This is a genomic window from Micromonospora sp. NPDC049275 (assembly GCF_043197115.1).
Classification (GTDB): domain Bacteria; phylum Actinomycetota; class Actinomycetes; order Mycobacteriales; family Micromonosporaceae; genus Micromonospora.
Window position 1 is genome coordinate 44,413 of sequence record NZ_JBICSN010000002.1, and the last position, 21,194, is coordinate 65,606.

The following is a 21,194-nucleotide window of genomic DNA, read 5'->3' on the forward strand; positions in this document are numbered from 1 at the left end:
GCGGTAGCGCACCGATCCGGCCCGCCTGGTCCTCGACCAGGCGGGCCGGACCAGCCTCCGCGACGATCGGGCGTGTGCTCAGACGGGGGCGAGCCGGAAGCCGACGCCGCGGACCGCGTGGATCGTGGCGGCGGCGTCCAGCCGGGCGAGCTTGCGGCGTACCCGACGGACCACCGAGTGCATGTCGGACCCGCGGCCGAGGTGTCGGTTGCCCCACACCTCAAGGTGCAGTCGCTCGTAGGTCCAGACCTGCCCGGGAGCGTCGACCAGGCAGAGCAGCACGTCGTGCTCCAGCCGGGTCAGGTCGATCTCCTGGTCGCGCCAGCGCAGCACCCGGCGGTCGGAGTCGACGCTCAGATCCGGCGGTGGCTGCGGGCTCGGCGCGACCTCCGCGAGCACCGTCGGAACCGGGGTAGGTGCGACGGGGGGCATCTCGACCACCCCGAGGAACTCCCGCGCCTGGTCCACGTTCGAAACGATCAGGAAGGCGTCGGTCCCGCCGAGCAGACGGGCCAACTGCCGGCGCTCAGCCGGCGAGGACGCGATGCCGATGACCAGCGAGGCGACCGGAATACCCTGCATTGCCCAACCCCTTCCGGTTCCCCACAATCACTCCGGATGGTTTTCGCACCGCCGAGGACTGCCATCGATCGGCGTCCTGACCCTAGTGGTGGCTCGTCTCGGCTGGGTAAAACATAGCTGCATGTAAGCATGTGAATGCTGGCTCACGTCGGGGCAGCGCGGACGGCTTGGCGACACCACGCCGGATCGCCCGGTTTTTCCGGCCTGATCGGCAGTTGTGACAGAACGAAGACAATCCACGGACGGCGTCCGGACCTGGCGGGCCGAGCATGGTCGACATGTCACACGGATCGTCGTACCCCGTCGGTTTGTCGCCGCCCGGCCCCGCCCGAGCGCTGCCCTCCGGTCGCGCCGCCGCGCCGCCGGGCCTGCGGCTGCTGGCAGCGGCCGTCTGTTTCCTGGTCGCCCTGGTTCTCACAGGTGTGCTGTTCGTGCGGACCGGCCCGGGGCAGTGGATCGACGGACTGCTCCTGCCGCGCGCCGAATCCGGTGGCGGTTACGAGCAGGACAGTGACCTGGTCGGGCCGGCGAAGACCGTCCTGGCGACCTTCGGCAGCCCGACGCTGCTGGCCGTCCTGCTCGGTGGGGTGCTGGTGGTGGGCGTGCTCGGCCGCCGGCTGCTGGCCGGCGTCGTGGGCGTGGGCGTGGTGCTCTGCGCGGTCGCGACGGCCGGTGCGGTGAAGTCGGCGCTGCCCCGCCCGGACCTCACGATCGAGGGTGCGACCTCCCACAACAGCTTTCCCAGCGGTCACGTCGCGGTCGCGACGGCTCTGGTGTTGGCCTTCCTGCTGGTCCTGCCCGGCTGGGCTCGACGGTGGCTGGTGGTGCCGGGCGCGGCGGGTGTCTCGGTGATCGGCGCGGCCACCATGATCGCGGGATGGCACCGGTTCAGCGACGTGCTCGGCGGCGTCCTGCTGAGCGTGACGTTGTTCTGCCTGGCCGCGGCGGCGCTGACGCTCCGGCCCGGCGACGACACGCCGCCCCCGCGTGCCACACCTGTAGCCGGCCGCGCCTGGCGCGCGGTCGTCGAGGGGGTGGTGGGGTTGATCGTGTTCGGCTGGGTGGTTCGGGTGCTGGTGCCCGGTCTGGCCGCCTCGCTGCGGTGGGGGCCGCTCGTGGCCATCCTGGCGGCAACGGGGCTGAGTGTGGTGGCGGTGGGCGTGGCCGTCTTCCTGGTGCGGTCGGTGGAGTTCGTCGGGCCTGTCGGTTCGCGGCAGCGGCAGCGGCAGCGGCCGACCGACCCGGGGGCCATGGAACGACTGGTGACGACGGACGTCCGGACGGCGTGGCCTCGGCGGGCCGATATCACCCACGAGGCATCGAGCAAAAGCGAGCAATTTTCATGATGGGATACTTGACGGCATGCCACAGGTCCTGCTGATCGAAGATCACCAGACGGTCCGCGACGGACTGCAGCTGGCGCTCACCCGTCAGGGCCACACGGTGGTGGCCGTGGAGACCGGCGAACAGGGGCTGGAACGGCTGCAGACGACGGCGTCCGACGTGGTGGTCCTCGATCTCATGCTGCCCGGCATGGACGGGTTCGAGGTGTGCCGCCGGATCCGGCAGCAGGGCGACCTGCCCATCATCATGCTCACCGCCCGCAACGACGACATGGATGTGGTGGCCGGCCTGGAGGCGGGCGCCGACGACTACGTGGTCAAGCCGGTGCAGGCCCGGGTGCTCGAGGCGCGCATCCGGGCGGTGCTGCGCCGCACCGGCGGCGACGCGCGGCGTCCCGGCCCGGAGCGGCCCGGGCTGCACCAGCACGGCGCGCTGACCATCGACCGGGCCGCGCTTGTGGTCAGCAAGGACGGGTCTCCGGTCAGCCTCGCCCCGACGGAGCTGCGGCTGCTGCTCGAACTCGCGCACACGCCGGGCCAGGTGCTCAGCCGCCAGCAACTGCTGGAGGCCGTGTGGGAGCACGGGTACCTCGGCGACTCGCGGCTGGTGGACGCCTGCGTCCAGCGGCTGCGCGCCAAGATCGAGGACGAGCCGTCGGCGCCTGTCTACATCCAGACGGTACGCGGCTTCGGATACCGGTTCGGGCCGCTGTGAACCCCTGGCACTGGGCCCGCGCCATGGCGCTGGGTCTGCGCGTACGCCTGCTTCTGGCCTTCGCCCTGCTGAGCGTGACGACCGCGGCGGTGGTGGCCAGCGGAAGCTACTTCCAGGCCCGGACCGTCATCCTCCAGCAGGCGCAGGACGCGACGGTGGCGTCGCTTACCGACCAACTGGCGAAGGTGTACCCGTTCGCCAGCCTGCCGCCGACCCAGGAGGAACTCGACGCGCTGTCCCAGAGCCTGTCCGACCGGGAGGGGGACGCCATGGTCCGCTACGGGGAGCTGTGGTCGCAGGGCGCCGACGAGGTCGACATGCTCACCCCGGAGCTGCGGCAGGAGGTGGCGGACGGTCACATCGCCTGGCAGCGCGTCGAGCGCTACGGCAAGCCCGTGCTGCTCATCGGCACGCAGCTCAGGTTCGACAGGTCCGACGGGACGTCCGTGCCCTCGGGCGTGGAGGTCTACTCGCTGCGCAGCCTCTCCTCCGAGCAGCAGAGCATCGACCGGCTCGCCACGTTGGCGTGGGTGACCGGCGGTCTCTCCCTCGTCCTCGCCGTCCTGCTGGCCCTGCTGGCCGCGCAGGGCGTGCTGCGGCCGGTACGGGAGCTGGGCCGGGCGGCACGCAAGCTCGGCGAGGGTGACCTGAGCACCCGGCTGACCGTCCGGGGCGTCGACGAACTGGCCGACGTCGCCCGCACCTTCAACGACACCGCCGGAACCCTGGAGCGTCAGGTCGGTGAGCTGCGGCGGATGGAGGCCGACGCGCGGCGCTTCGTGGCCGACGTGTCGCACGAACTCCGGACGCCCCTGGCCGCGATGACGGCGGTCACCGACGTGCTGGACGAGGAGGCGGACCGGCTGCCGGGGGACGCCGGGCAGGCCGCCCGGCTCGTCAGTCAGGAGACACAGAACCTCACCCAGCTGGTCAACGACCTCATCGAGGTCAGCAGGTTCGACTCCGGCACCGCCCGGCTCGCCCTCGACGACGTCGACGTCGCCGCGGCGGTCAACGCGACCCTGCGGCTGCGGCGATGGGCCGATCGGGTGCACACGGACCTGCCGTCCGGTGTCATCGCCCGGCTCGATCCCCGCCGGCTGGACGTCATCGTCGCCAACCTGGTCGGCAACGCCTTCCGGCACGGCACCGAGCCGGTGTCCGTACGCCTGCGCGCCGAACCGGACTGGATCACGATCGAGGTCGCCGACCAGGGGCCCGGGTTGGATCCGGAGGTGCTGCCGCACGTCTTCGACCGCTTCTACAAGGCCGACACCGCGCGGACCCGCTCGGAGGGCAGCGGCCTCGGCCTCGCCATCGCCTGGGAGAACGCGCGCCTGCACCGGTACGCCGGGCAGTCGGGAAGTCTGGTGGCGGGCAACACCCCCGACTGCGGCGCGGTGTTCACGCTGCGCCTGCCCCGGGCGGCGGCGGAGACCGTGGACGTCGGAGGCGTACGGTGATCCGCCCTGGCCGCAGGCGTACGGTGCTGCGCCGGCGCGTGACGCGGACGCTGCTCGCGGGCGGGCTCCTGCTCACAGTGCTCACTGCGGGCTGCGGAGTCCGGCCCACGGACGTCATCACCGGCCGGTCCGCGGTGAGCGGCCCGCCGGCGGGTACGGGCCTCTACCTGATTTCGCACGGTGAACTGGCGCTGATCCTGCGCGCGACGAAGTCCGGCCCCGGCCCCTCGTCGCCGACCGAGGCCCTCGCGCAGCTCGCGTCCGGGCCCACGCCGAGCGAGCAGACGGCGGGGTTCAGCACTGAGGTGCCGCCGGACTCCGCACCGGTCAGCGTGACGCCGAGCGCCGACGAGCCCGGCATCACTGTGACGATGTCGGGCGCGGTGCTGTCGCTGTCGACAGTCGCGGCCAACCAGATCATCTGCACCGTGGCGTTCGCCCTGGCGGAGGACGGCACGACCCCGGTCACCCTCGTCGGCCCGGACGGCACCCGGCCACCCTGGCCCTGCCCGCTCGAGTGACCGGGGCGAGCGCCGCTCACACCAGATCGACAGCCCGAGCCGGCCGGGGCAGCCCGGGCGAGGCGACAGGGCCACGGTCGGCGAGCGCGCCGGAGATCAGGATGTCGAGCAGGGCCGGAAACGCGATGCCGGCCCGCTGCCAGATCTGCGGGAACTGCGACGCGGCGGTGAAACCCGGGAACGTGTTCACCTCGTTCACGATGGGTTCCGCCCCCTCGCCGGGAAGGAAGAAGTCGACACGCAGCAGGCCCCGACAGTCGAGGGCGTGGAAGGCGCGGATCGCCCGATCCTGGAGCACCTCGGTGGTGGCCGGGTCGAGCGGGGCGGGGATCTCGAAGACGGCCCCGCCGTCGTACTTCGCGTCGTAGTCGAAGAAGCCCGCGCCGCTGACCCGGATCTCCAGGGGCGGCCCGGCCTGCACCCGGCCGTCGGGGTACTGCAGGACGGCGACGTCGATCTCCCGACCGCGTGCCCCCTGCTCCACGAGCACCTTCGGATCGACCTCCCGAGCCTGGTCGAGCGCGGCCGGCAGGGCCGCCCAGTCCGTCACCCGGACCACGCCCAGGCTGGACCCGGCCCGCGCCGGCTTGACGAAGACTGGCAGGTCCAGTCGCCGCTGCTCGGCGGTCGACAGGTGCTCCCCGGACCGGAGGGTCACACCGGGGCTGACCCGCAGACCGTCCGCGGCGAGGAGCCGCTTGGTGACGCCCTTGTCCATGCCCGCCGCGCTGGCGAAGACGCCGTTGCCGACGTACGGCACGCCGAGCCACTCCAGCAGGGACGCGACGGTGCCGTCCTCGCCGTACGGGCCGTGCAGGGCCGGGAACACCACGTCCTGGGCGCGCAGCACCCGCAACGCCTGGGGCAGGGGAGTGGGGCGGCCGCCGACGTGCCACCCGCCGTCGGTGTCGATGAGCACCTCGGTGACCTGGTACCGCTCGCGGTCCAGCCCGGCCAGGATGCTCTCCCCCGAGCGCCGCGACACCTCGTGCTCGCCGCTCTGTCCGCCGTACAGCACTGCCAGTCGCGTTGTCATGCGACGTCCGCCCTTTCCTGGAGATGGTCGCGGCCCACCCGGGCCCCGATGCCGGTCAAGATTTCGTGTGGGTTGGTGCCGGCCCAGCGCGCCCACTCGGCGACGGTCGGCGGGCCGGCGGTCGGCGCTGTGCTGTCGTGGTCGCCGGGGCCGAGCACGACAACCGGGTCGCCGATGGCCACCGGCACGTCACCGGCGTCGACCACGCACTGGTCCATGGCGATGCGCCCGACGACCGGGCAGCGTCGGCCGCCGAGCCACACCTGCGCGCGGCCCTCGGTGGCGCGGGGCAGCCCGTCGGCGTAACCGAGCGGCAGCAGCGCCAGCGTCGTCGCCGCACCCGTGACGTACTCCGGCCCGTAGGAGACGCCCGTGCCGGCGGGCACCCGCTTCACGTTGACGACTGTCGTCCGTAGCGTCAGGGCTGCCCGCAGCCCGAACTCGCCCGGACCTGTCGCGCCGAACGGGTCCACGCCGTAGAGGGCCAGCCCGATCCGGCAGAGGTCGAAGCGGGTCCCGGGCGCCGACAGCGCCGCCGCCGAGTTGGCCAGGTGCACGAGGTCGGGGTCGAGGCCGGCGGCCCGGGCGAAACGCAGCGCCTCGGAGAACGTCCGCACCTGACGGGCCAGCCCAGGGCTGCCCGGCACGTCCGCGTCGGCCAGGTGCGACCACACACCACGCACCCGGACCCCGCCCTCCACCTCGTACTTCCGGGCCCAGCTGACCAGCTCGGGCCACTCGTCGGGACCGGCGCCGTTGCGGGTCAGGCCGGTGTCGGCCTTGAGCTGCACCGTCGCGGGCACGCCGAGGCGTCGGGCCGCGTCGGCCACGGCGTGCAGGTGGGTGGTCGTCGACACGCCCACGTCGACGCCGGCGTTGATCAACGTACCGAAGTCGTCGTCCGGTCGGTGCAGCCAGCTCAACGTGGGTGCGGTGATGCCCGCCCCGCGCAGGGCCAGCGCCTCGGCCGCCGAGGTCACCCCCAGCCAGGTGGCGCCGGCGCGCAGCGCCGCCCGGGCGACCGGGACCGCCCCGTGGCCGAACCCGTCCGCCTTCACCACTGCCATCAGCGCGGTGTCGGTGACCGACGCGACAGTCCGCACGTTGTCGGCGATCGCCCCGAGGTCGACCACCGCCTCGGCCAGCCCGCTCATGCGCCCACCGCCGGACGACGCGCGCCGGGGAGCGCGAACAGCCAGCGGGCGTGCACCGCCAGCAGCCCGCGATGGATGGCCAGGCTCAGGCCGATGACGAGCGCGGTCAGCAGGACCGGGTAGCCGAGCACGACCAGGCTCTGGGCGACCGAATCCAACCCGGAGACCGGGTTGATCAGCAACCGGTCCAGCAGGGCCAGGACCGGCATGTGGATGACGTAGACAGGCAGGGTGGTGCGCCCGAGCGTGGTCAGTCGGTCGCTGAGGGTGGATGACCGCGTCAGGTGGGCGGCGGCGGTGATGCCGAACGCCACCGCCACGACCGACACCACCGGCCACACGCCGAACCACCGCTGGGCGCCGGCCGCCGCCATCGCGACGAGCGCGAGGGCGTACGCCCCGGCCGTCAGCACCAGTCGACGCCGGCTGGCGGTGGCCGCCCACCGTTCGATCCACGGCCGAAGGTACAGGCCGGCGAGGAAGAAGACCAGGTTCTGGTAGAGGCCCGCGCGGTTGCCGGGCGTGGCCAGCAGGCCGGCGGCCGCGATCGCGGACAACACCGCCGCGGGTACGACGACAAGCACCCGGGGCAGTCGGCGGGCCGCCTTGGCGAGCGTGAAGTAGAGCGCCAGGGCGTACAGGTACCAGAGGTTGGAGGGTGTGACGGTGAGCTGTTCCAGCAGACCGAGGGCGGATGCGGCACGGTCGGTCGGGAAGTCCGGCGCCAGGGCCAGGATCGCGCTGTGGATCAGCAGCCACACGGCGTACAGGTAGAGGAACCCGGCGACGCGGCTGCGGGCGACGGTCCGCCAGGGCCGCTGGACGGCGTTCGCCGCGAAAATGCCGGAGATGGTGAAGAAGAGCGGCATCCGCAGCGGCAGGAACTGCTCGCCGAGCGTGCCCCACAGGCCCGGCACGGGTGCGCCGACGTGCCAGTCGATGCGCAGGTAGTCCTTGACGACGACGTGCCATCCGACGACGAGGATGATGCAGACGCCCTTCGCGGCGTCCGCCCACTGCGCGCGGGGTGGACGCGTCGGGTGGCGGAGGTCGGTGGTTGTTGGCTGCGGGATCACTCGGTCGAAGGTGTCAGCCGGATATCCGTACGTGATCCACGAATTGTCATGAACCGGTAATGGATGTCGGCGGGGCCGCCGGGTCCCGGACCGCGAGAGGTTGGCGAAGCAGTGCACAGTCGCGCGGCGGGGAAACCTCTAGGCTCGGTCGTGGAGGTGCCGACATGAAGCTCGGGCTGCACTACTGGAACTTCTCGACCCCGGCCGACCCGGCCGCCATCGCACCGACGCTCGCCGAGGCGGCTACCACCGCCGAGCAGGCAGGTGTGGCGTCGTTCACGGTCATGGACCACTTCTTCCAGATGGAGGCGCTGGCCCCGGCCGAGGAGCCGATGCTGGAGGCGTACACGACGCTTGGTTACGTCGCGGCGAAGACCCAGCGGATGACGTTGGGTGTGCTGGTCACCGGAGTGATGTACCGGTATCCGGGGTTGCTCGCCAAGACCGTGACGACCCTCGACGTGCTCTCCGGCGGCCGGGCCCGGCTGGGCATCGGAGCGTCCTGGTACGAGCGGGAGCAACGCGGCCTCGGCGTGCCAGTGGTGCCGGTGGCCGAGCGGTTCGAGCGGCTGGAGGAGACGCTGCGGATCTGCCGGCAGATGTGGAGCGACGACAACGGGCCGTTCGACGGGCGGCACTACCAGCTCACGGAGACGATCAACTCGCCGCAGCCGCTGCGCCGTCCGCACCCGCCGATCATGATCGGCGGCAGTGGCGAGAAGAAGACGCTGCTGCTGGTCGCCCGGTACGCCGACGCCTGCAACCTGTTCGGCACGGGCGCCGAGGGGATAGCGCACAAGCTGGACGTGCTGCGCGGGCACTGCGCCGCCGAGGGCCGCGACTACGACAGCATCGAGAAAACCGTGCTGGCCTCCAAGCCGCCGCTGGAGGACCTCGACGAGTTCCTCGCCGAGGTGTCGGCGTACGCGGCGCTGGGGGTCACCGAGGTCCAGGTCACACCGGACCGGCACCCGGTGGAGTTCGCCCAGCGGCTCGGCGACGAGGTGCTGCCCCGACTGGCCGACATCGGCTGATCCCGCCCAACGCCACGAGGGGCTGCCCTCCGCCGAGCGGAGGACAGCCCCTCGTCGGTGACTACCCGGGTCAGCCGACCGAGGCGGGGAACCTCTCCCACACCCGGTGCGCGGCCATCAACTGCTGCACCTCGGTCAGCGCCTCGGCACCCGAGCCGGCGGCCACGATGCCTGGGGTGCCCGCCACCCCGGCCTGCTCCAGCACTGTGACGCCGGCGCCCCAGGCGCCGATCGCCTTGGCATGCCGCCAGCACTCCTCGACCAGCAGCAGCACGCGGGGATCGACTGTCGCCGCGTCCGGCCGCCCGGCCTTGGCGTCGCGGGCGGGCAGCGCGTCCGGTGCGGGCACCGGCGCTCCGGCCAGCAGGAGCGCGTCCAGCTCGACCGACCGGCCGGTGGCGAAGGTCCGCTGGACGGGCATGCCGTCCACCATGCCGCCATGCGGGGCGATCAGCAGCGGCACCATGCCGGCCTCGAACACGGCCCGGCGCACCTCGCCGACGCCGTCCAGGTCACCGTCGGGGTCCACGACGATCCCGACCATGCGGCCGTCGGCGGGCCACGCCCTGCCGACCTGCGACAGAGCCGGGCTCGGTGCGACGTCGGCCAGCGGCACCGTCGGCTGCGGCGCGGGCAGCCCCAGGCCCGTGGCGACCTGCTCGCACAGCACCGGGTCGATGTTGGCGAGGCACTGCAGCTGGCGCTCCTTGATCGCCTGGTGGTAGCACTTGCCCAGCTCGAAGGTGTACGCCCGGATGATGTGTTCCTTCTCGACCGGCGACATGCTCAACCAGAACAGGCGTACCTGGCTGTAGTGGTCGTCGAACGACGCCGGGTTGGCGCGGACCTTGGGCGCCTGCGCCACGGTCACCGGCACGTCGAGGAACGCGTGCTCGGCGTCGCCGGCCGGGAAGGGGTTGCCGCCGTCGAGCGAGTTCGGCCGGTACGGCGCGACCCCGGCGTGCACGGCGTGCTGGTGGAAGCCGTCGCGGAGCATGTCGTTGACCGCCGCGTGTGGGCGGTTGATCGGGATCTGCGCGAAGTTCGGCCCGCCGAGGCGGGTGAGCTGCGTGTCGACGTACGAGAAGAGCCGGCCCTGCAACAGCGGGTCGTTCGTGACGTCGATGCCCGGCGGGAGGTGCCCGAGGTGGAAGGCGACCTGCTCGGTCTCGGCGAAGAAGTTCGTCGGCGTCCGGTTGAGGACCAGCCGGCCGATTGGCTGCACCTCCGCCAGCTCCTCCGGAACGATCTTCGTGGCGTCCAGCAGGTCGATCCCGGCGAAGGTCTCCTCGGGGGTGTCGGGGAAGACCTGGATGCCGAGTTCCCACTCGGGGAACGCGCCGGCCTCGATGGCGTCGTAGAGGTCCCGGCGGTGGAAGTCCGGGTCCATGCCGCCGAGCATCTGCGCCTCCTCCCAGGTCAGGGAGTGCACACCGAGCTTCGGCTTCCAGTGGAACTTGGCCAGCACCGTCTCCCCGGCCTCGTTGACGAGGCGGAAGGTGTGCACACCGAAGCCCTCCATCGTCCGGTACGAGCGCGGGATGCCCCGGTCGGACATGTTCCACATGGCGTGGTGCTGCGCCTCGGTGTGCAGCGAGACGAAGTCCCAGAAGGTGTCGTGGGCGCTCTGCGCCTGCGGGATCTCCCGGTCGGGGTGCGGCTTCGCGGCGTGGATGATGTCGGGGAACTTGATGGCGTCCTGGATGAAGAAGACAGGCATGTTGTTGCCGACCAGGTCGAAGGTGCCCTCGTCGGTGTAGAACTTGGTCGCGAAGCCGCGGGTGTCGCGCACCGTGTCGGCCGAGCCGCGCGACCCGAGCACTGTGGAGAACCGGACGAAGACGTCGGTCTCCCGGCCCTTCTTCAGGAAGCCGGCCCTGGTGACCGCCTCGGCGGTGCCGTAGGCCGTGAACACGCCGTGCGCCCCCGCGCCCCGGGCGTGCACCACACGCTCCGGAATGCGCTCGTGGTCGAAGTGCGTGATCTTCTCGCGCAGGTGGTGGTCCTGGAGCAGGACCGGCCCCCGGGGCCCGGCCTTGAGCGAGTGGTCGGTGTCGCGCAGCCGCGCCCCGTTCGCCGTGGTCAGGTACGCGCCCTGCTGGCCCTTCGCGGTAGCCGGCACGCCGGTCTCGGCGCCGGTGGGCGTACGGGTCTGCGGCGCGCCCTGTTCCGGCTTCGGGGGCAGGGGGTCGTGGGGCGAGGTCGGCTCCTCGACGGGCGGGGTTGCGCTGCCCGGGGCACCGGGCACCTCGGGCGTCAGAGCGTCAGTGATCTTTTCGGTGGCGGTCTTCACGACGTTCTTGACCGCCTCGGCGGGCTTGCTGGAATCCACTTGGCGAACCTCTCCATGGAGCGTTTGGGCAGGCCCCTGCACCCCTACCCCTGGTCGGAGGGCCGAAACGCGCGGAAGATCCGATCTGCGGGCGGGACTGGTGATTTCACCGATGCGCGGGGTGACCGGGGCGGCGAAGACTGACGAACGTCGATATCGCTCGACTCTAGGGAGTGCCCGACGTGTCGTCACCAACCACCACCCGCCCCCGTTCCATGCCCGCTCGGGCCGTCCGGCTCGCGCTGGCCGCCACCCTCCTCGCCGCCGGTGTCCTCGCCGGACCCGCCCCCGCGCAGGCGGCCAGTCCGTACGAGCGGGGCCCCGCCCCGACCACCGCGATCCTGGAGGCCAGCCGCGGCCCCTTCGCCACCGCCTCGCAGAGCGTGTCCTCGCTGAGCGTCACCGGCTTCGGCGGCGGGGTCATCTACTACCCGACAAGCACCAGCGAGGGCACGTTCGGCGCCATCGCCATCTCGCCCGGCTACACGGCCGCGTGGTCCAGCATCAGCTGGCTCGGGCCGCGGATCGCCTCACACGGCTTCGTGGTGATCGGGATCGAGACCAACACCCGGTTCGACCAGCCGGACAGCCGTGGCCGGCAGTTGCTCGCCGCGCTCGACTACCTCACCGAGCGCAGCTCGGTGCGCAGCCGGATCGACAGCAGCCGCCTCGCGGTCGCCGGCCACTCGATGGGTGGCGGCGGCACCCTGGAGGCCGCGTCGGCCCGCCCGTCGCTGCAGGCCGCCGTGCCGCTGGCGCCGTGGAACCTGGACAAGAGCTGGTCCGAGCTGCGGGTGCCCACGCTGATCATCGGCGGCGAGAGCGACACTGTCGCGCCTGTCGCGTCGCACTCGGTGCCGTTCTACACGAGCATCCCGGCCTCGGCCGAGAAGGCGTACCTGGAGTTGAACGGCGCGAGCCACTTCTTCCCGCAGACGGTCAACACGCCGACGGCGCGGCAGATGGTGGCCTGGTTGAAGCGGTTCGTCGACGACGACACCCGCTACGAGCAGTTCCTCTGCCCTGGCCCGAGCGGCTCGGCGATCGAGGAGTACCGCAACACCTGCCCCAGCTACTGAGTACGCGGGTCGGGGCGGTCGCCGTTGGCGGCCGCCCCGTTCGTGTCAGCCCATTGAAGGTCTTGACGCCAAATCCGAGAAACGTACACTGCGAGTGTAAATAACACCCGCCACGGCAGAGGGATGGGTGATGGAACGCGGGCTCGAACTGCACGGCATCGGCGTCCGTTTCGGCGGCCTCACCGCCCTCGACGACGTCTCGCTGCGGGTGCCACCCGACCGGGTGGTGGGCGTGATCGGGCCCAACGGCGCCGGCAAGACCACGTTGTTCAACGTGATCTGCGGCTTCGTGTCGCCGCAGACGGGGTCGCTCACCCTCGACGGCCGGCCGCTGCGACCACGGCCGCACCGGCTGACCCGACTCGGCATCGCCCGGACCCTGCAGGGGACCGGGCTCTTCGCCGGCCTCAGCGTCCTGGAGAACGTGATGACGGGTGCGTCGCACACGGCCCGCGCGGGCTTCGCGTCGGCGCTGTTCGGGCTGCCCCGCAGCGACCGCGACGAGCGACGCCTGCGCCAGCACGCCCTCGACGTCCTCGACGACCTGGGGATCGCCGGGCACGCCGACGCCGCGCCGGGCACGCTGCCCTTCGCCGTACGCCAGCGGGTAGCCCTGGCCCGCGCGCTCGCCGCGCGGCCCCGGCTGCTGCTGCTCGACGAACCCGCCGGCGGCCTCGGGGCCGACGACATCGCCGAGCTGGCGGAGCTGGTCCGGCAGCTTCCCCGGCGCGACACCGACCCGTGCGCGGTGCTGCTCGTCGAGCACCACATGGACCTGGTGATGGCCGTCTGCGACGAGCTGGTGGTGCTCGACTTCGGCCGGGTGATCGCGTCCGGCACGCCGGACGAGATCCGCGACGACACGGCGGTCACGGACGCCTACCTGGGTGCCCTCGTCGAGGAGGGCTCCCCGTGAGCGCGAGGAGTGAGCCGGGTTTGCGAGCCCCGCAGTCGCGAACGAAAGAAGGCTCAGCAGGAGCGGATCTGCTCGTGGTTCGGGGGCTGGTGGCCGGTTACGGGGCCACGCCTGTGTTGCGGGCCGTCGACCTCACCGTGCCGGCCGGCACGATCGCCGCCGTCGTCGGCGCCAACGGCGCCGGAAAGACGACGCTGCTGCGCGCGCTCTCCGGCATGATCCGTCCGGCCGCCGGCCAGGTGCTCCTCGCGGGGGAGGACCTGCGGGGTACGCCCGTGGAGCAGCTCGTCCGGCGTGGCATGGCACACGTGCCGGAGGGGCGGGGCGTGATCAGCGAGTTGACAGTCGACGAGAACCTGCGGCTCGGCGGGTTGTGGCGGCGCGACCGGGCGGACGCCGGCCGTGCTCTCGGCGAGGTCTACGAGCTGTTCGAGCCGCTCGCCCGGCGTCGCCGGCACCTCGGCCACCAGCTCTCCGGTGGTGAGCGGCAGATGCTCGCGCTCGGGCGGGCGCTTGTCGGCCGGCCGCGCCTGCTGCTGCTCGACGAGCCGTCGTTGGGCCTCGCGCCCCGGGTGGTCGCCCGGACCATGGCCCTGCTGCGCCAGCTGCGCGACCGTACCGGCCTGACCGTGCTGCTTGTCGAGCAGAACGTGCGCAGCGCGCTCGCCGTGGCCGACCAGGGTGTCGTGATGTCCCTGGGCCGGGTGGTGGTCGCGGCTCCGGCGGCGACGCTGCGCGACGACGACGACCTGCGCCACGCGTACCTCGGTTTCTGACCCACCTCGTCCCCTGGAGGGAGGACTGTTGGACCGCTTCGTCTTCCTCACCGTCGACGGTCTGTCGCGGGGCGCGGTGTACGCCGCGTTCGCGCTGGCGCTGGTGCTCATCTGGCGGGCGGCGCGTGTCGTCAACTTCGCCCAGGGGGCGATGGCCGTCGCCGCCGCGTACGTCGCGTACTCGGTGTCCGCCGCGACCGGCTCGTACTGGCTCGGCTTCGTGGTCGCGATCGTCGCCGGTCTGCTGCTCGGCGCGCTTGTGGACCGGGTGGTGATGCGGCACGTCGACCACGCGTCGCCGCTCAACCCGGTCATCGTCGCGCTCGGGCTGGTGCTGGTGCTCCAGGCCGTGCTGGGCATGGTGTACGGCAACGAGTTCCGTCCCGCCGACGTCCCGTTCAGCCGGTCCGCCCTCACCGTCGGCGGGGTCGCCGTGCTGTCGCCGTACGACCTGTTCGTCTTCGCCACGATCGGGGTGGTGGTCAGCGCGTTGGCCTGGATGTTCGCGCGTACCGCGGTGGGGTTGCGGATGCGCGCGGCGGCCTTCGCGCCGGAGGTCTCCCGCCTGCTCGGGGTCAACGTCGGTGGGATGTTGACGCTCGGTTGGGCACTCGCCTCCGGCGTGGGCGCGCTCGCCGCGATGCTCGTCATCCCGACCGAGTTGGGTCTGCACCCGCACGCCATGGACCTGGTGTTCGTCTCGGCGTTCACGGCGGCTGTGGTCGGTGGGCTGGACAGCCCACCGGGGGCGGTGGTCGGCGGACTGGTGGTGGGCCTGCTGCTCTCCTACGTCAGCGGGTACGCCGGCAGTGACCTCACCCCGCTGGCGGTGCTCGTGCTGCTGCTTGCGGTGCTGCTGGTCCGGCCCGGCGGGTTGTTCGCCCCGGTCGCGGCGAGGCGGGTGTGAGTGCCACCCGGGCGGCCCTGCCGCCGAGGCAGCGGGAGGGCGAGACGGGCGAGCGCCCGGTCGACCGGGGACGTCGCGGCTCCACCCTGCTGCGGCACCTCGCCGTGCTGCTCGCCGCGGGCCTGGTGCTGGTGGCCGTCAGCTACGCCGTGGAGCCGTTCCGCAATTTCCAGCTCGCCACGGTCGCGGCGTATCTCTGCGCCACCGCCGGGCTGACGGTCCTCACCGGGCTCAACGGTCAGCTGTCGCTGGGGCACGGGGCGTTGATGGCGACCGGAGCGTACACAGTGGCCCTGTGCCAGAACGCGTTCCTCGACCGGGGGTTGACCGGTGGCTGGCTGTTGGCGCTGTCGCTTGTCGCGGCGGTGCTTGGCACGGTCGCGGTGGGCGCGGTGGTAGGTGTGGCGGCGGCCCGGCTGCGCGGGCCCTACCTCGCCGGGGTGACCCTTGCCGTGGCCGTCGTGGTGCCGGCGTTGGCCGTCACCTTCGACGGCGTCTTCAACGGCGAGCAGGGGCTGTCGGTGCCTGTGGAGCCGCCGCCGCTGGCTCTCGGCGCGTACTTCCCGTACGAGCGGTGGCAGCTCTGGCTCTCGGGCGCTGCCACCCTGCTGGCCCTGCTGCTGGTGGCGAACCTGATCCGCAGCCGGTACGGGCGGACGTTCCGGGCGGTGCGTGACGACGAGGTGGCGGCCCGGCTCGCGGGCATCCACGTGGCGCGCACCCAGGTCCTCGCCTTCGTGGTCAGCGCCGCCACGGCCGGGCTCGGCGGTGGCCTGCTCGCGATGCTCGCGCAGAGCGTCTCGCCCGGGGCGTTCTCGTTGACCCTGTCGCTCTTCCTGCTGATGGCGGTGGTGATCGGCGGCCTCGGTCGCCTCGCCGGCGCGTTGTGGGGGGCGGTGCTGCTCGTCGCCCTGCCCGACCTCACCCATTCCGTGACCGAGCTGCTCACCCTCTCGCCGGCGGTGGCGCAGCGGCTGGAGGGCAACCTCCCGCTGGCGATCTTCGGCGTCACGCTGATCGTCGTGATGATCGCCGCGCCCGGCGGTGTGCAGGGTCTGTTGTCCCGTCTCGGCCGGGCCCTGCTGGCCCGCTGGCCGGCGCGGCGTTCCTGAGCTGTCCCCGGCCCGGCCTCGGCCGGGCGCCTCACCACCACACCATCACCACTGAACCGGACCGAGAAAGGTCGGTGTTTCCGATGCACCGTACGGCGCGACGCGGTCTCGCGATCGCCAGCACCATCGCCCTGCTCGTCACCGCCGCAGGCTGTGGCGGCGACGACGGCCCCACCTCCGGCGGGGGGTCGGTGCCGGGGGTCACCGACACCGAGATCGTCGTCGGCACCCACATGCCGCTCACCGGGCCGGCCTCGGCCGGCTACTCCAAGATCGCCCCGGCGACGAAGGCGTACTTCGACTACGTCAACGCCAATGGTGGCGTGCACGGCCGGAAGATCACCTACAAGGTCATGGACGACGGCTACAACCCGGCGAACACCCAGCAGGTGGTACGCCAACTCGTTTTGCAGGACAAGGTCTTCGCCGTGCTCAACGGCCTGGGCACGCCGACGCACACCGGGGTGCTCGACTTCCTCAAGACCAACCGGGTGCCGGACCTCTTCGTCGCGTCCGGCAGCCGCAGCTGGGACCAGCCCGACAAGTATCCCGGCACGTTCGGCTTCAACCCGGACTACACGATCGAGGGCAAGATCCTGGCCAACTACGCGAAGGCGAACCTGGCCGGCAAGAAGGTCTGCTTCCTCGGGCAGGACGACGACTTCGGCCGCGACAGCCTGGCCGGCGTGGAGAAGGTGCTCGGCGCCGGGGCCGTGGCGGTCAAGCAGACGTACGTCACCAGCAACACCAACGTGGCGCCGCAGATCGGCGCGTTCAAGGCGGCCGGCTGCCAGGTCGTCATGCTGGCGACAGTGCCCGGCTTCACCGCGCTCTCCGTCGGCACCGCCGCGCGGCTGAGCTTCAAGCCGCAGTGGCTGGTCTCCAACGTCGGCGCCGACCACCCGACCCTGGCCAAGCAGCTCGGCGCCGCCGCCCCGCTGCTGGAGGGCATGGTCGGCACCAACTATCTGCCGATGCAGAACGACACGGCGAACCCGTGGATCCAGCTCTTCACGAAGATCAACAAGACGCACAACGGTGACGCGCCGTTCGACGGCAACACCGTCTACGGCATGTCGGTCGGCTACCTCTTCGTGCAGGTGCTCCTCGCCGCCGGCAAGGACGTCACCCGCGAGAAGGTGCTCGACGCCGTCGAGAAGGGTGGCTTCCAGGGCCCTGGGCTCGCGCCGCTGCGGTTCTCCGCCGACGACCACTCCGGCTACGGCGGGCAGCGGTTGAGTCGGGTGAGCGGGGGAGTGCAGAGCTACTTCGGGCCGACGTACGAGACCGACGAGGGGGACGGGCCGGTCGCCGAGTACACGGCCGCGCCTGTCGCGCCGCCGGCGAACGGGGTGCCGACAGTCTCCTGACGCGCCTGCCATCCGGTCGTACGACCCGGGGTGACCGCCTTCGGGTCGTACGACCGTGCCCGGCTGGTGGCGCGGCACGGTCGACGCGGAACGTTGACCGACGCCGATCGACCCTCCTACTATCTGCATCGTGAATGCAATTTCAGGTCACCTCGCGGCTGGCCGGTCCGGATGACATCGTTCGTGCGGGCCCGGAGCTGCCTGATCATCGCCTGTCTAGACTCGGCCGGGAGTCGGGCGACGTCGTGGCGGTGAAGGGGCGGGGGCGGATGAACAGGGTCGAGGCCCCGGGGCGGGTCGACGGGCGGACGGCCCGGGCCGAGCGGACCCGGGCAGCCATCGTCGAGGCGCACCTGGCGCTCATCGCCGAGGGTGACCTGCGGCCGACCGGGGAACGCATCGCCGAACGGGCCGGCATCTCGCTGCGTACGCTCTGGACCAACTTCAAGGACATGGAGACGCTCTTCGAGGCGAGCGGCGCCGAGGTGCTGCGTCAGCAGGATGCCGCGTACCGGCCGATCTCGCCCGCGTTACCGCTGGCCAAACGGGTCGACGCGTACTGTCGGCAGCGGGCCCGGCTGCTCCAGCTCATCACGCCGTCGGCGCGGGCCGCGCAGATGCGCGAGCCGGTCTCCGACCAACTGCACCGCAACCGCCTCAAGCACATCGACCGGGTCCGCGACGAGGTCGAGCAGCTCTTCGCCGCCGAGCTGACACACGCCGGGCGGGGGCGCGAGCAACTGCTCAACGCGCTGGTGGCGGCGAGCATGTGGCCGGCCTGGTCGATGCTGCGCTACGGCCTCGGGCTGGGCGTGGACCAGGCCCGCGCGGTGATGTCCCGGACGGTGGGCGCGCTGTTGGCCGAGGTCACGACCGACTGATCCCGGCTCGCCCCCCTTTCCATCTGGTGACCGATGGGTAACACTGGGGCACATGGTTACTGCATACTCAGTGCAAATAACCGTGTTGCGCGGCCGGGACGACCAGTGCCGGGCCATCCGGAGTCTGCTCGACGGCGTGCGCGACGGCGGCGGAGCGCTGCTGCTGCACGGGGAGCCGGGGTCGGGCCGGTCGGCGTTGCTCACCTACGCCCACCGGTACGCGAAGGACTGCACAGTCCTCAGCGGAGCCGGGCTGCCCCAGGAGGCGACGCTGCCGTACGCCGGCCTGCAACGCCTGCTCGAACCGGTGCTCGACCGGGTCACCACCCTGCCCGAGCCCCGACGGCACCTGCTGCGCCGCGTGCTGGACGGGGAGGGCTGCCCGCCCGAGCGTCGGCTGGCCCTGTCGGTGGCGGTCCTCGGCCTGCTCGCCGCGGCCGCCCGGGAACGACCGCTGCTCGCCACCATGGACGACGTCGACCGGGGTGACCCGCAGACCGCGCAGGTGCTGGCGATCGTCGCCCGCCGGCTTCGGCGCCTGCCGGCCGCCGTCCTGCTCACCGCGGACGCCACCGCCACCGTCGACGGCATCGCGGCGTACCGGCTTGCGCCGTTGAGCGAACGGGACAGCGTCGCCGTCCTCACCGACCGGCTGCCCGAGCGACCCGCCGCGCCGGTCGCGGCCACGCTCGCCGGGATCGGCGGCGGCAATCCGCAGGCCCTCGTGGACCTCGCCGAGGAGCTGAGCCCGGGACAGTGGCGTGGGGAGGAGCCGCTGCCCGCCGCGCCGCCGGCCGACGGCGCGCTCGCCCACGCCTACCGGACCCGCCTCGACCGGCTGCCGCCGGACACCCGCCGGATGCTGCTGCTCGCCGCGCTCGACGAGTCCGACGAGCCGGCGACCTTCATTCGCGCGGCCGACGCCGCCGGCCTGGCCGTCGAGGCGCTCGCCCCCGCCGAGGCCGCCGGCCTGGTCCGTGTCGAGCCGGGGGGTGTCACCTTCGCGCAGCCGCTGGCCCGCACGATGGTCGCGGCCGGTGCGCCGCTCGCGCAGCGGCGGGCGGCACACCGGCTGCTCGCGGAGGTCCTCGACCCGGACGGGCAGCGGCTGCGCCGGGCCATGCACCTCGCCGCCGCGACGACGGGCGCCGATCCGGTCCTCGCCGACGAGTTGGAGCAGGCCGCGGTCGGTGGGCGCAACGGCTGGGCAGTGGCGTCGGCAGCGCTGTGCCGGGCCGCCGCGCTCAGCGACCGCCCGAGCGACGCCGCGGCCCGCCTGCTCGCGGCCGCCCGTTACGCCTGGGCCGCCGGCCAACCCGGCCAGACCCGGCTCCTGCTCGACCGCCTCCGCGCGACCAGCGTGGACCCGACCGTCAGCGGGCACGCCGGGCTGCTGCGCGGCGAGCTGCAACTGCGCTGCGACGACGCCGCCGGCGCGGCGGCCACGCTGCTGTCCGCCGCGCGCACGGTGGCCGGGGCAGACCGCGCCCTGGCCATGGAGGCGCTGGCACGGGCCGGCGAGGCCGTGTGCTTCGCCGGCGACCAGTACCGGTACGCGGAGGTTGGGCGTCGGGCCGCGACCCTGCGGCGCCCGAACGACCCGCCGGCGGTGGAGCTGACGGGCTGCCTCGTCACCGGGGTGGCCGCCACGCTGCGGGGTGACCACGAGCGGGCCGGGCCCGCGCTGCGCCGAGCCGTCGTGCTGGGCGGCCGGTTGGCCGGGCCGGCGCTGACCCCGACCGCGCTCGCCTGCGCGGCGGCGGCCGGGCTGGTGGTCGCCGTGGACGGTGCCGCGCACCGGCTCGCCGAGCGCGCCGTCGGGTTGGCGCGGGAGCGGGGCGAACTGTCCATGCTGTCCCGGGCGTTGGAACTGCGCGCGGTCGCCGAGTACTGGTTGGGGCGGCACGAGGCGGCTGCGGAAACCTCCTGCGACGGGCTGCGGGTCGCCCGCGCCACCGGGCAGCTCAACTGCGCCAACGTCCACCTGGGCATGCTCGCCGTGCTGGCAGCCGTCCGGGCCGACCGGGAAACCAGCCTGCGGCGGATCCGGGAGATCGGCCCGACGCCGACACCGGGTAGCCGGCCACACGCGCTCGCCGGGTGGGCGCTGGCCGTGCTCGACCTCGTCGACGGTCGACACGCCGAGGCGGCGGCCCGACTGGCCTCGCTGGCCCGGCTCGGCACCGGCCGGGGCCAGGTTCTCGTCCAGGTGATGGCCACCCCGTACCTGGTGGAGGCCGCGGCCCACCTGCCGCACCGGCCGGCGGCCACGACGGCGCTCGCGGCCTTCGACAGGTGGGCGAGCAGCACCGCGAGCCCCCTGCGCCGCGCGCTCTCGGCCCGGTGTCACGCGCTGCTCGCGCCCCGGGGCGGCGTCGAGGCGGAGCGGGAGTTCCGGACCGCGCTGCGGCTGCACCCGACGGAGGACGGCGCCTTCGAACGGGCGCGTACCGAGCTGCTCTTCGGCCAGGAGCTGCGGCGCATCCGACGTCCACGGGACGCCCGGGGGCACCTGCACCAGGCTCGGGAGACGTTCACGCTGCTCGGCGCGGATCGCTGGGCCGAGCAGGCCACGGCCGAGCTGCGCGCTGCCGGGGAGTCGGTCGGTCCGCCGGACCTGCCGGCGGCGCGGTTGCTGACCGGCCAGCAACTGCGGATCGCGCAACTGGTCGCCGAGGGCGCCACCAACCGGGAGATCGCCGCCCGGATGTTCCTGTCCACCCGCACGGTCGACCACCACCTGCGCAACGTCTTCCACCGGCTGGGCATTCGCTCCCGTACCGAGTTGGCCCGTACCTTCGCAGTCGAGCCGCACGCCGGTCTGACCTCCGACCGGTGAGGGCAGCTCGCCCGCCGTCCGGTCTGGACGGCGTAAACTATCACCGCTAGTTTATGCG

18 protein-coding genes are annotated in these 21,194 nt (G+C 72.7%); 13 read left to right on the plus strand and 5 right to left on the minus strand.

The features are described from left to right. Positions 1-78: 78 nt before the first annotated feature. Positions 79-582, minus strand: a complete 504-nt coding sequence (locus ACGFIE_RS05640; protein WP_393291412.1) for a winged helix-turn-helix domain-containing protein — start codon at positions 580-582, stop codon at positions 79-81. 278 nt (positions 583-860) lie between these two features. On the opposite strand from ACGFIE_RS05640, the gene ACGFIE_RS05645 reads away from it, so the two are divergent. Genes ACGFIE_RS05645 through ACGFIE_RS05660 form a run of 4 tightly spaced genes read left to right on the plus strand, consistent with a single transcriptional unit; the run spans position 861 to position 4,624 of the window. Next, complete coding sequence (locus tag ACGFIE_RS05645; RefSeq protein ID WP_393291414.1) at positions 861-1,928, plus strand: phosphatase PAP2 family protein; 1,068 nt, start codon at positions 861-863, stop codon at positions 1,926-1,928. 16 nt (positions 1,929-1,944) lie between these two features. Next, on the plus strand, positions 1,945-2,640 hold the full coding sequence (locus ACGFIE_RS05650; RefSeq protein ID WP_393291416.1) for a response regulator: 696 nt from the start codon (positions 1,945-1,947) through the stop codon (positions 2,638-2,640). Beyond that, complete coding sequence (locus ACGFIE_RS05655) at positions 2,637-4,103, plus strand: ATP-binding protein (RefSeq protein ID WP_393291418.1); 1,467 nt, start codon at positions 2,637-2,639, stop codon at positions 4,101-4,103. Before ACGFIE_RS05650 ends, ACGFIE_RS05655 begins: the two co-directional genes overlap by 4 nt. Then, positions 4,100-4,624, plus strand: a complete 525-nt coding sequence (locus ACGFIE_RS05660; protein ID WP_393291420.1) for a hypothetical protein — start codon at positions 4,100-4,102, stop codon at positions 4,622-4,624. Before ACGFIE_RS05655 ends, ACGFIE_RS05660 begins: the two co-directional genes overlap by 4 nt. A gap of 16 nt (positions 4,625-4,640) precedes the next feature. Here the strand turns inward: ACGFIE_RS05660 and ACGFIE_RS05665 are convergent, their stop codons facing one another. Genes ACGFIE_RS05665 through ACGFIE_RS05675 form a run of 3 tightly spaced genes read right to left on the minus strand, consistent with a single transcriptional unit; the run spans position 4,641 to position 7,890 of the window. After that, complete coding sequence (locus ACGFIE_RS05665) at positions 4,641-5,660, minus strand: D-alanine--D-alanine ligase family protein (RefSeq protein ID WP_393291422.1); 1,020 nt, start codon at positions 5,658-5,660, stop codon at positions 4,641-4,643. Then, the gene (gene alr / locus ACGFIE_RS05670) at positions 5,657-6,814 is read right to left on the minus strand and encodes an alanine racemase (protein ID WP_393291424.1); all 1,158 of its coding nucleotides are present in this window, start codon (positions 6,812-6,814) and stop codon (positions 5,657-5,659) included. The genes ACGFIE_RS05665 and alr overlap by 4 nt, the downstream gene beginning before the upstream one ends. Then, a complete protein-coding gene (locus ACGFIE_RS05675; RefSeq protein WP_393291426.1) occupies positions 6,811-7,890 on the minus strand; it encodes an acyltransferase family protein in 1,080 nt (359 codons plus the stop codon). The genes alr and ACGFIE_RS05675 overlap by 4 nt, the downstream gene beginning before the upstream one ends. Positions 7,891-8,054: 164 nt before the next feature. On the opposite strand from ACGFIE_RS05675, the gene ACGFIE_RS05680 reads away from it, so the two are divergent. Further along, entirely contained in the window at positions 8,055-8,924 is an 870-nt protein-coding gene (locus ACGFIE_RS05680) for an LLM class F420-dependent oxidoreductase (protein WP_363682105.1), read from the plus strand. A 70-nt stretch (positions 8,925-8,994) separates the two neighbouring features. On the opposite strand, the gene ACGFIE_RS05685 is transcribed toward ACGFIE_RS05680, so the two are convergent. After that, positions 8,995-11,256, minus strand: a complete 2,262-nt coding sequence (locus ACGFIE_RS05685) for a catalase (RefSeq protein ID WP_393291428.1) — start codon at positions 11,254-11,256, stop codon at positions 8,995-8,997. Between the two features lie 215 nt (positions 11,257-11,471). Here ACGFIE_RS05685 and ACGFIE_RS05690 point away from each other — a divergent pair, with 215 nt between their 5' ends. The 8 genes from ACGFIE_RS05690 to ACGFIE_RS05725 all read left to right on the plus strand — a co-directional run bounded on the left by ACGFIE_RS05690 (position 11,472) and on the right by ACGFIE_RS05725 (position 21,136). Then, complete coding sequence (locus ACGFIE_RS05690; protein ID WP_393293169.1) at positions 11,472-12,335, plus strand: alpha/beta hydrolase family protein; 864 nt, start codon at positions 11,472-11,474, stop codon at positions 12,333-12,335. A 130-nt stretch (positions 12,336-12,465) separates the two neighbouring features. Continuing rightward, complete coding sequence (locus ACGFIE_RS05695; RefSeq protein WP_393291431.1) at positions 12,466-13,251, plus strand: ABC transporter ATP-binding protein; 786 nt, start codon at positions 12,466-12,468, stop codon at positions 13,249-13,251. Positions 13,252-13,319: 68 nt separating this feature from the next. Then, positions 13,320-14,027, plus strand: coding sequence for an ABC transporter ATP-binding protein (locus ACGFIE_RS05700; RefSeq protein WP_393293171.1), 708 nt, complete (start codon positions 13,320-13,322; stop codon positions 14,025-14,027). Positions 14,028-14,055: 28 nt separating this feature from the next. Then, a complete protein-coding gene (locus tag ACGFIE_RS05705) occupies positions 14,056-14,934 on the plus strand; it encodes a branched-chain amino acid ABC transporter permease (protein ID WP_363682097.1) in 879 nt (292 codons plus the stop codon). Next, entirely contained in the window at positions 14,931-16,046 is a 1,116-nt protein-coding gene (locus tag ACGFIE_RS05710) for a branched-chain amino acid ABC transporter permease (protein ID WP_393291433.1), read from the plus strand. Before ACGFIE_RS05705 ends, ACGFIE_RS05710 begins: the two co-directional genes overlap by 4 nt. A gap of 83 nt (positions 16,047-16,129) precedes the next feature. Then, a complete protein-coding gene (locus ACGFIE_RS05715) occupies positions 16,130-17,416 on the plus strand; it encodes an ABC transporter substrate-binding protein (RefSeq protein WP_393291435.1) in 1,287 nt (428 codons plus the stop codon). 269 nt (positions 17,417-17,685) lie between these two features. After that, a complete protein-coding gene (locus ACGFIE_RS05720; protein ID WP_393291437.1) occupies positions 17,686-18,297 on the plus strand; it encodes a TetR/AcrR family transcriptional regulator in 612 nt (203 codons plus the stop codon). Between the two features lie 70 nt (positions 18,298-18,367). After that, positions 18,368-21,136, plus strand: coding sequence for an AAA family ATPase (locus tag ACGFIE_RS05725; RefSeq protein WP_393291439.1), 2,769 nt, complete (start codon positions 18,368-18,370; stop codon positions 21,134-21,136). Positions 21,137-21,194 lie beyond the last annotated feature (58 nt).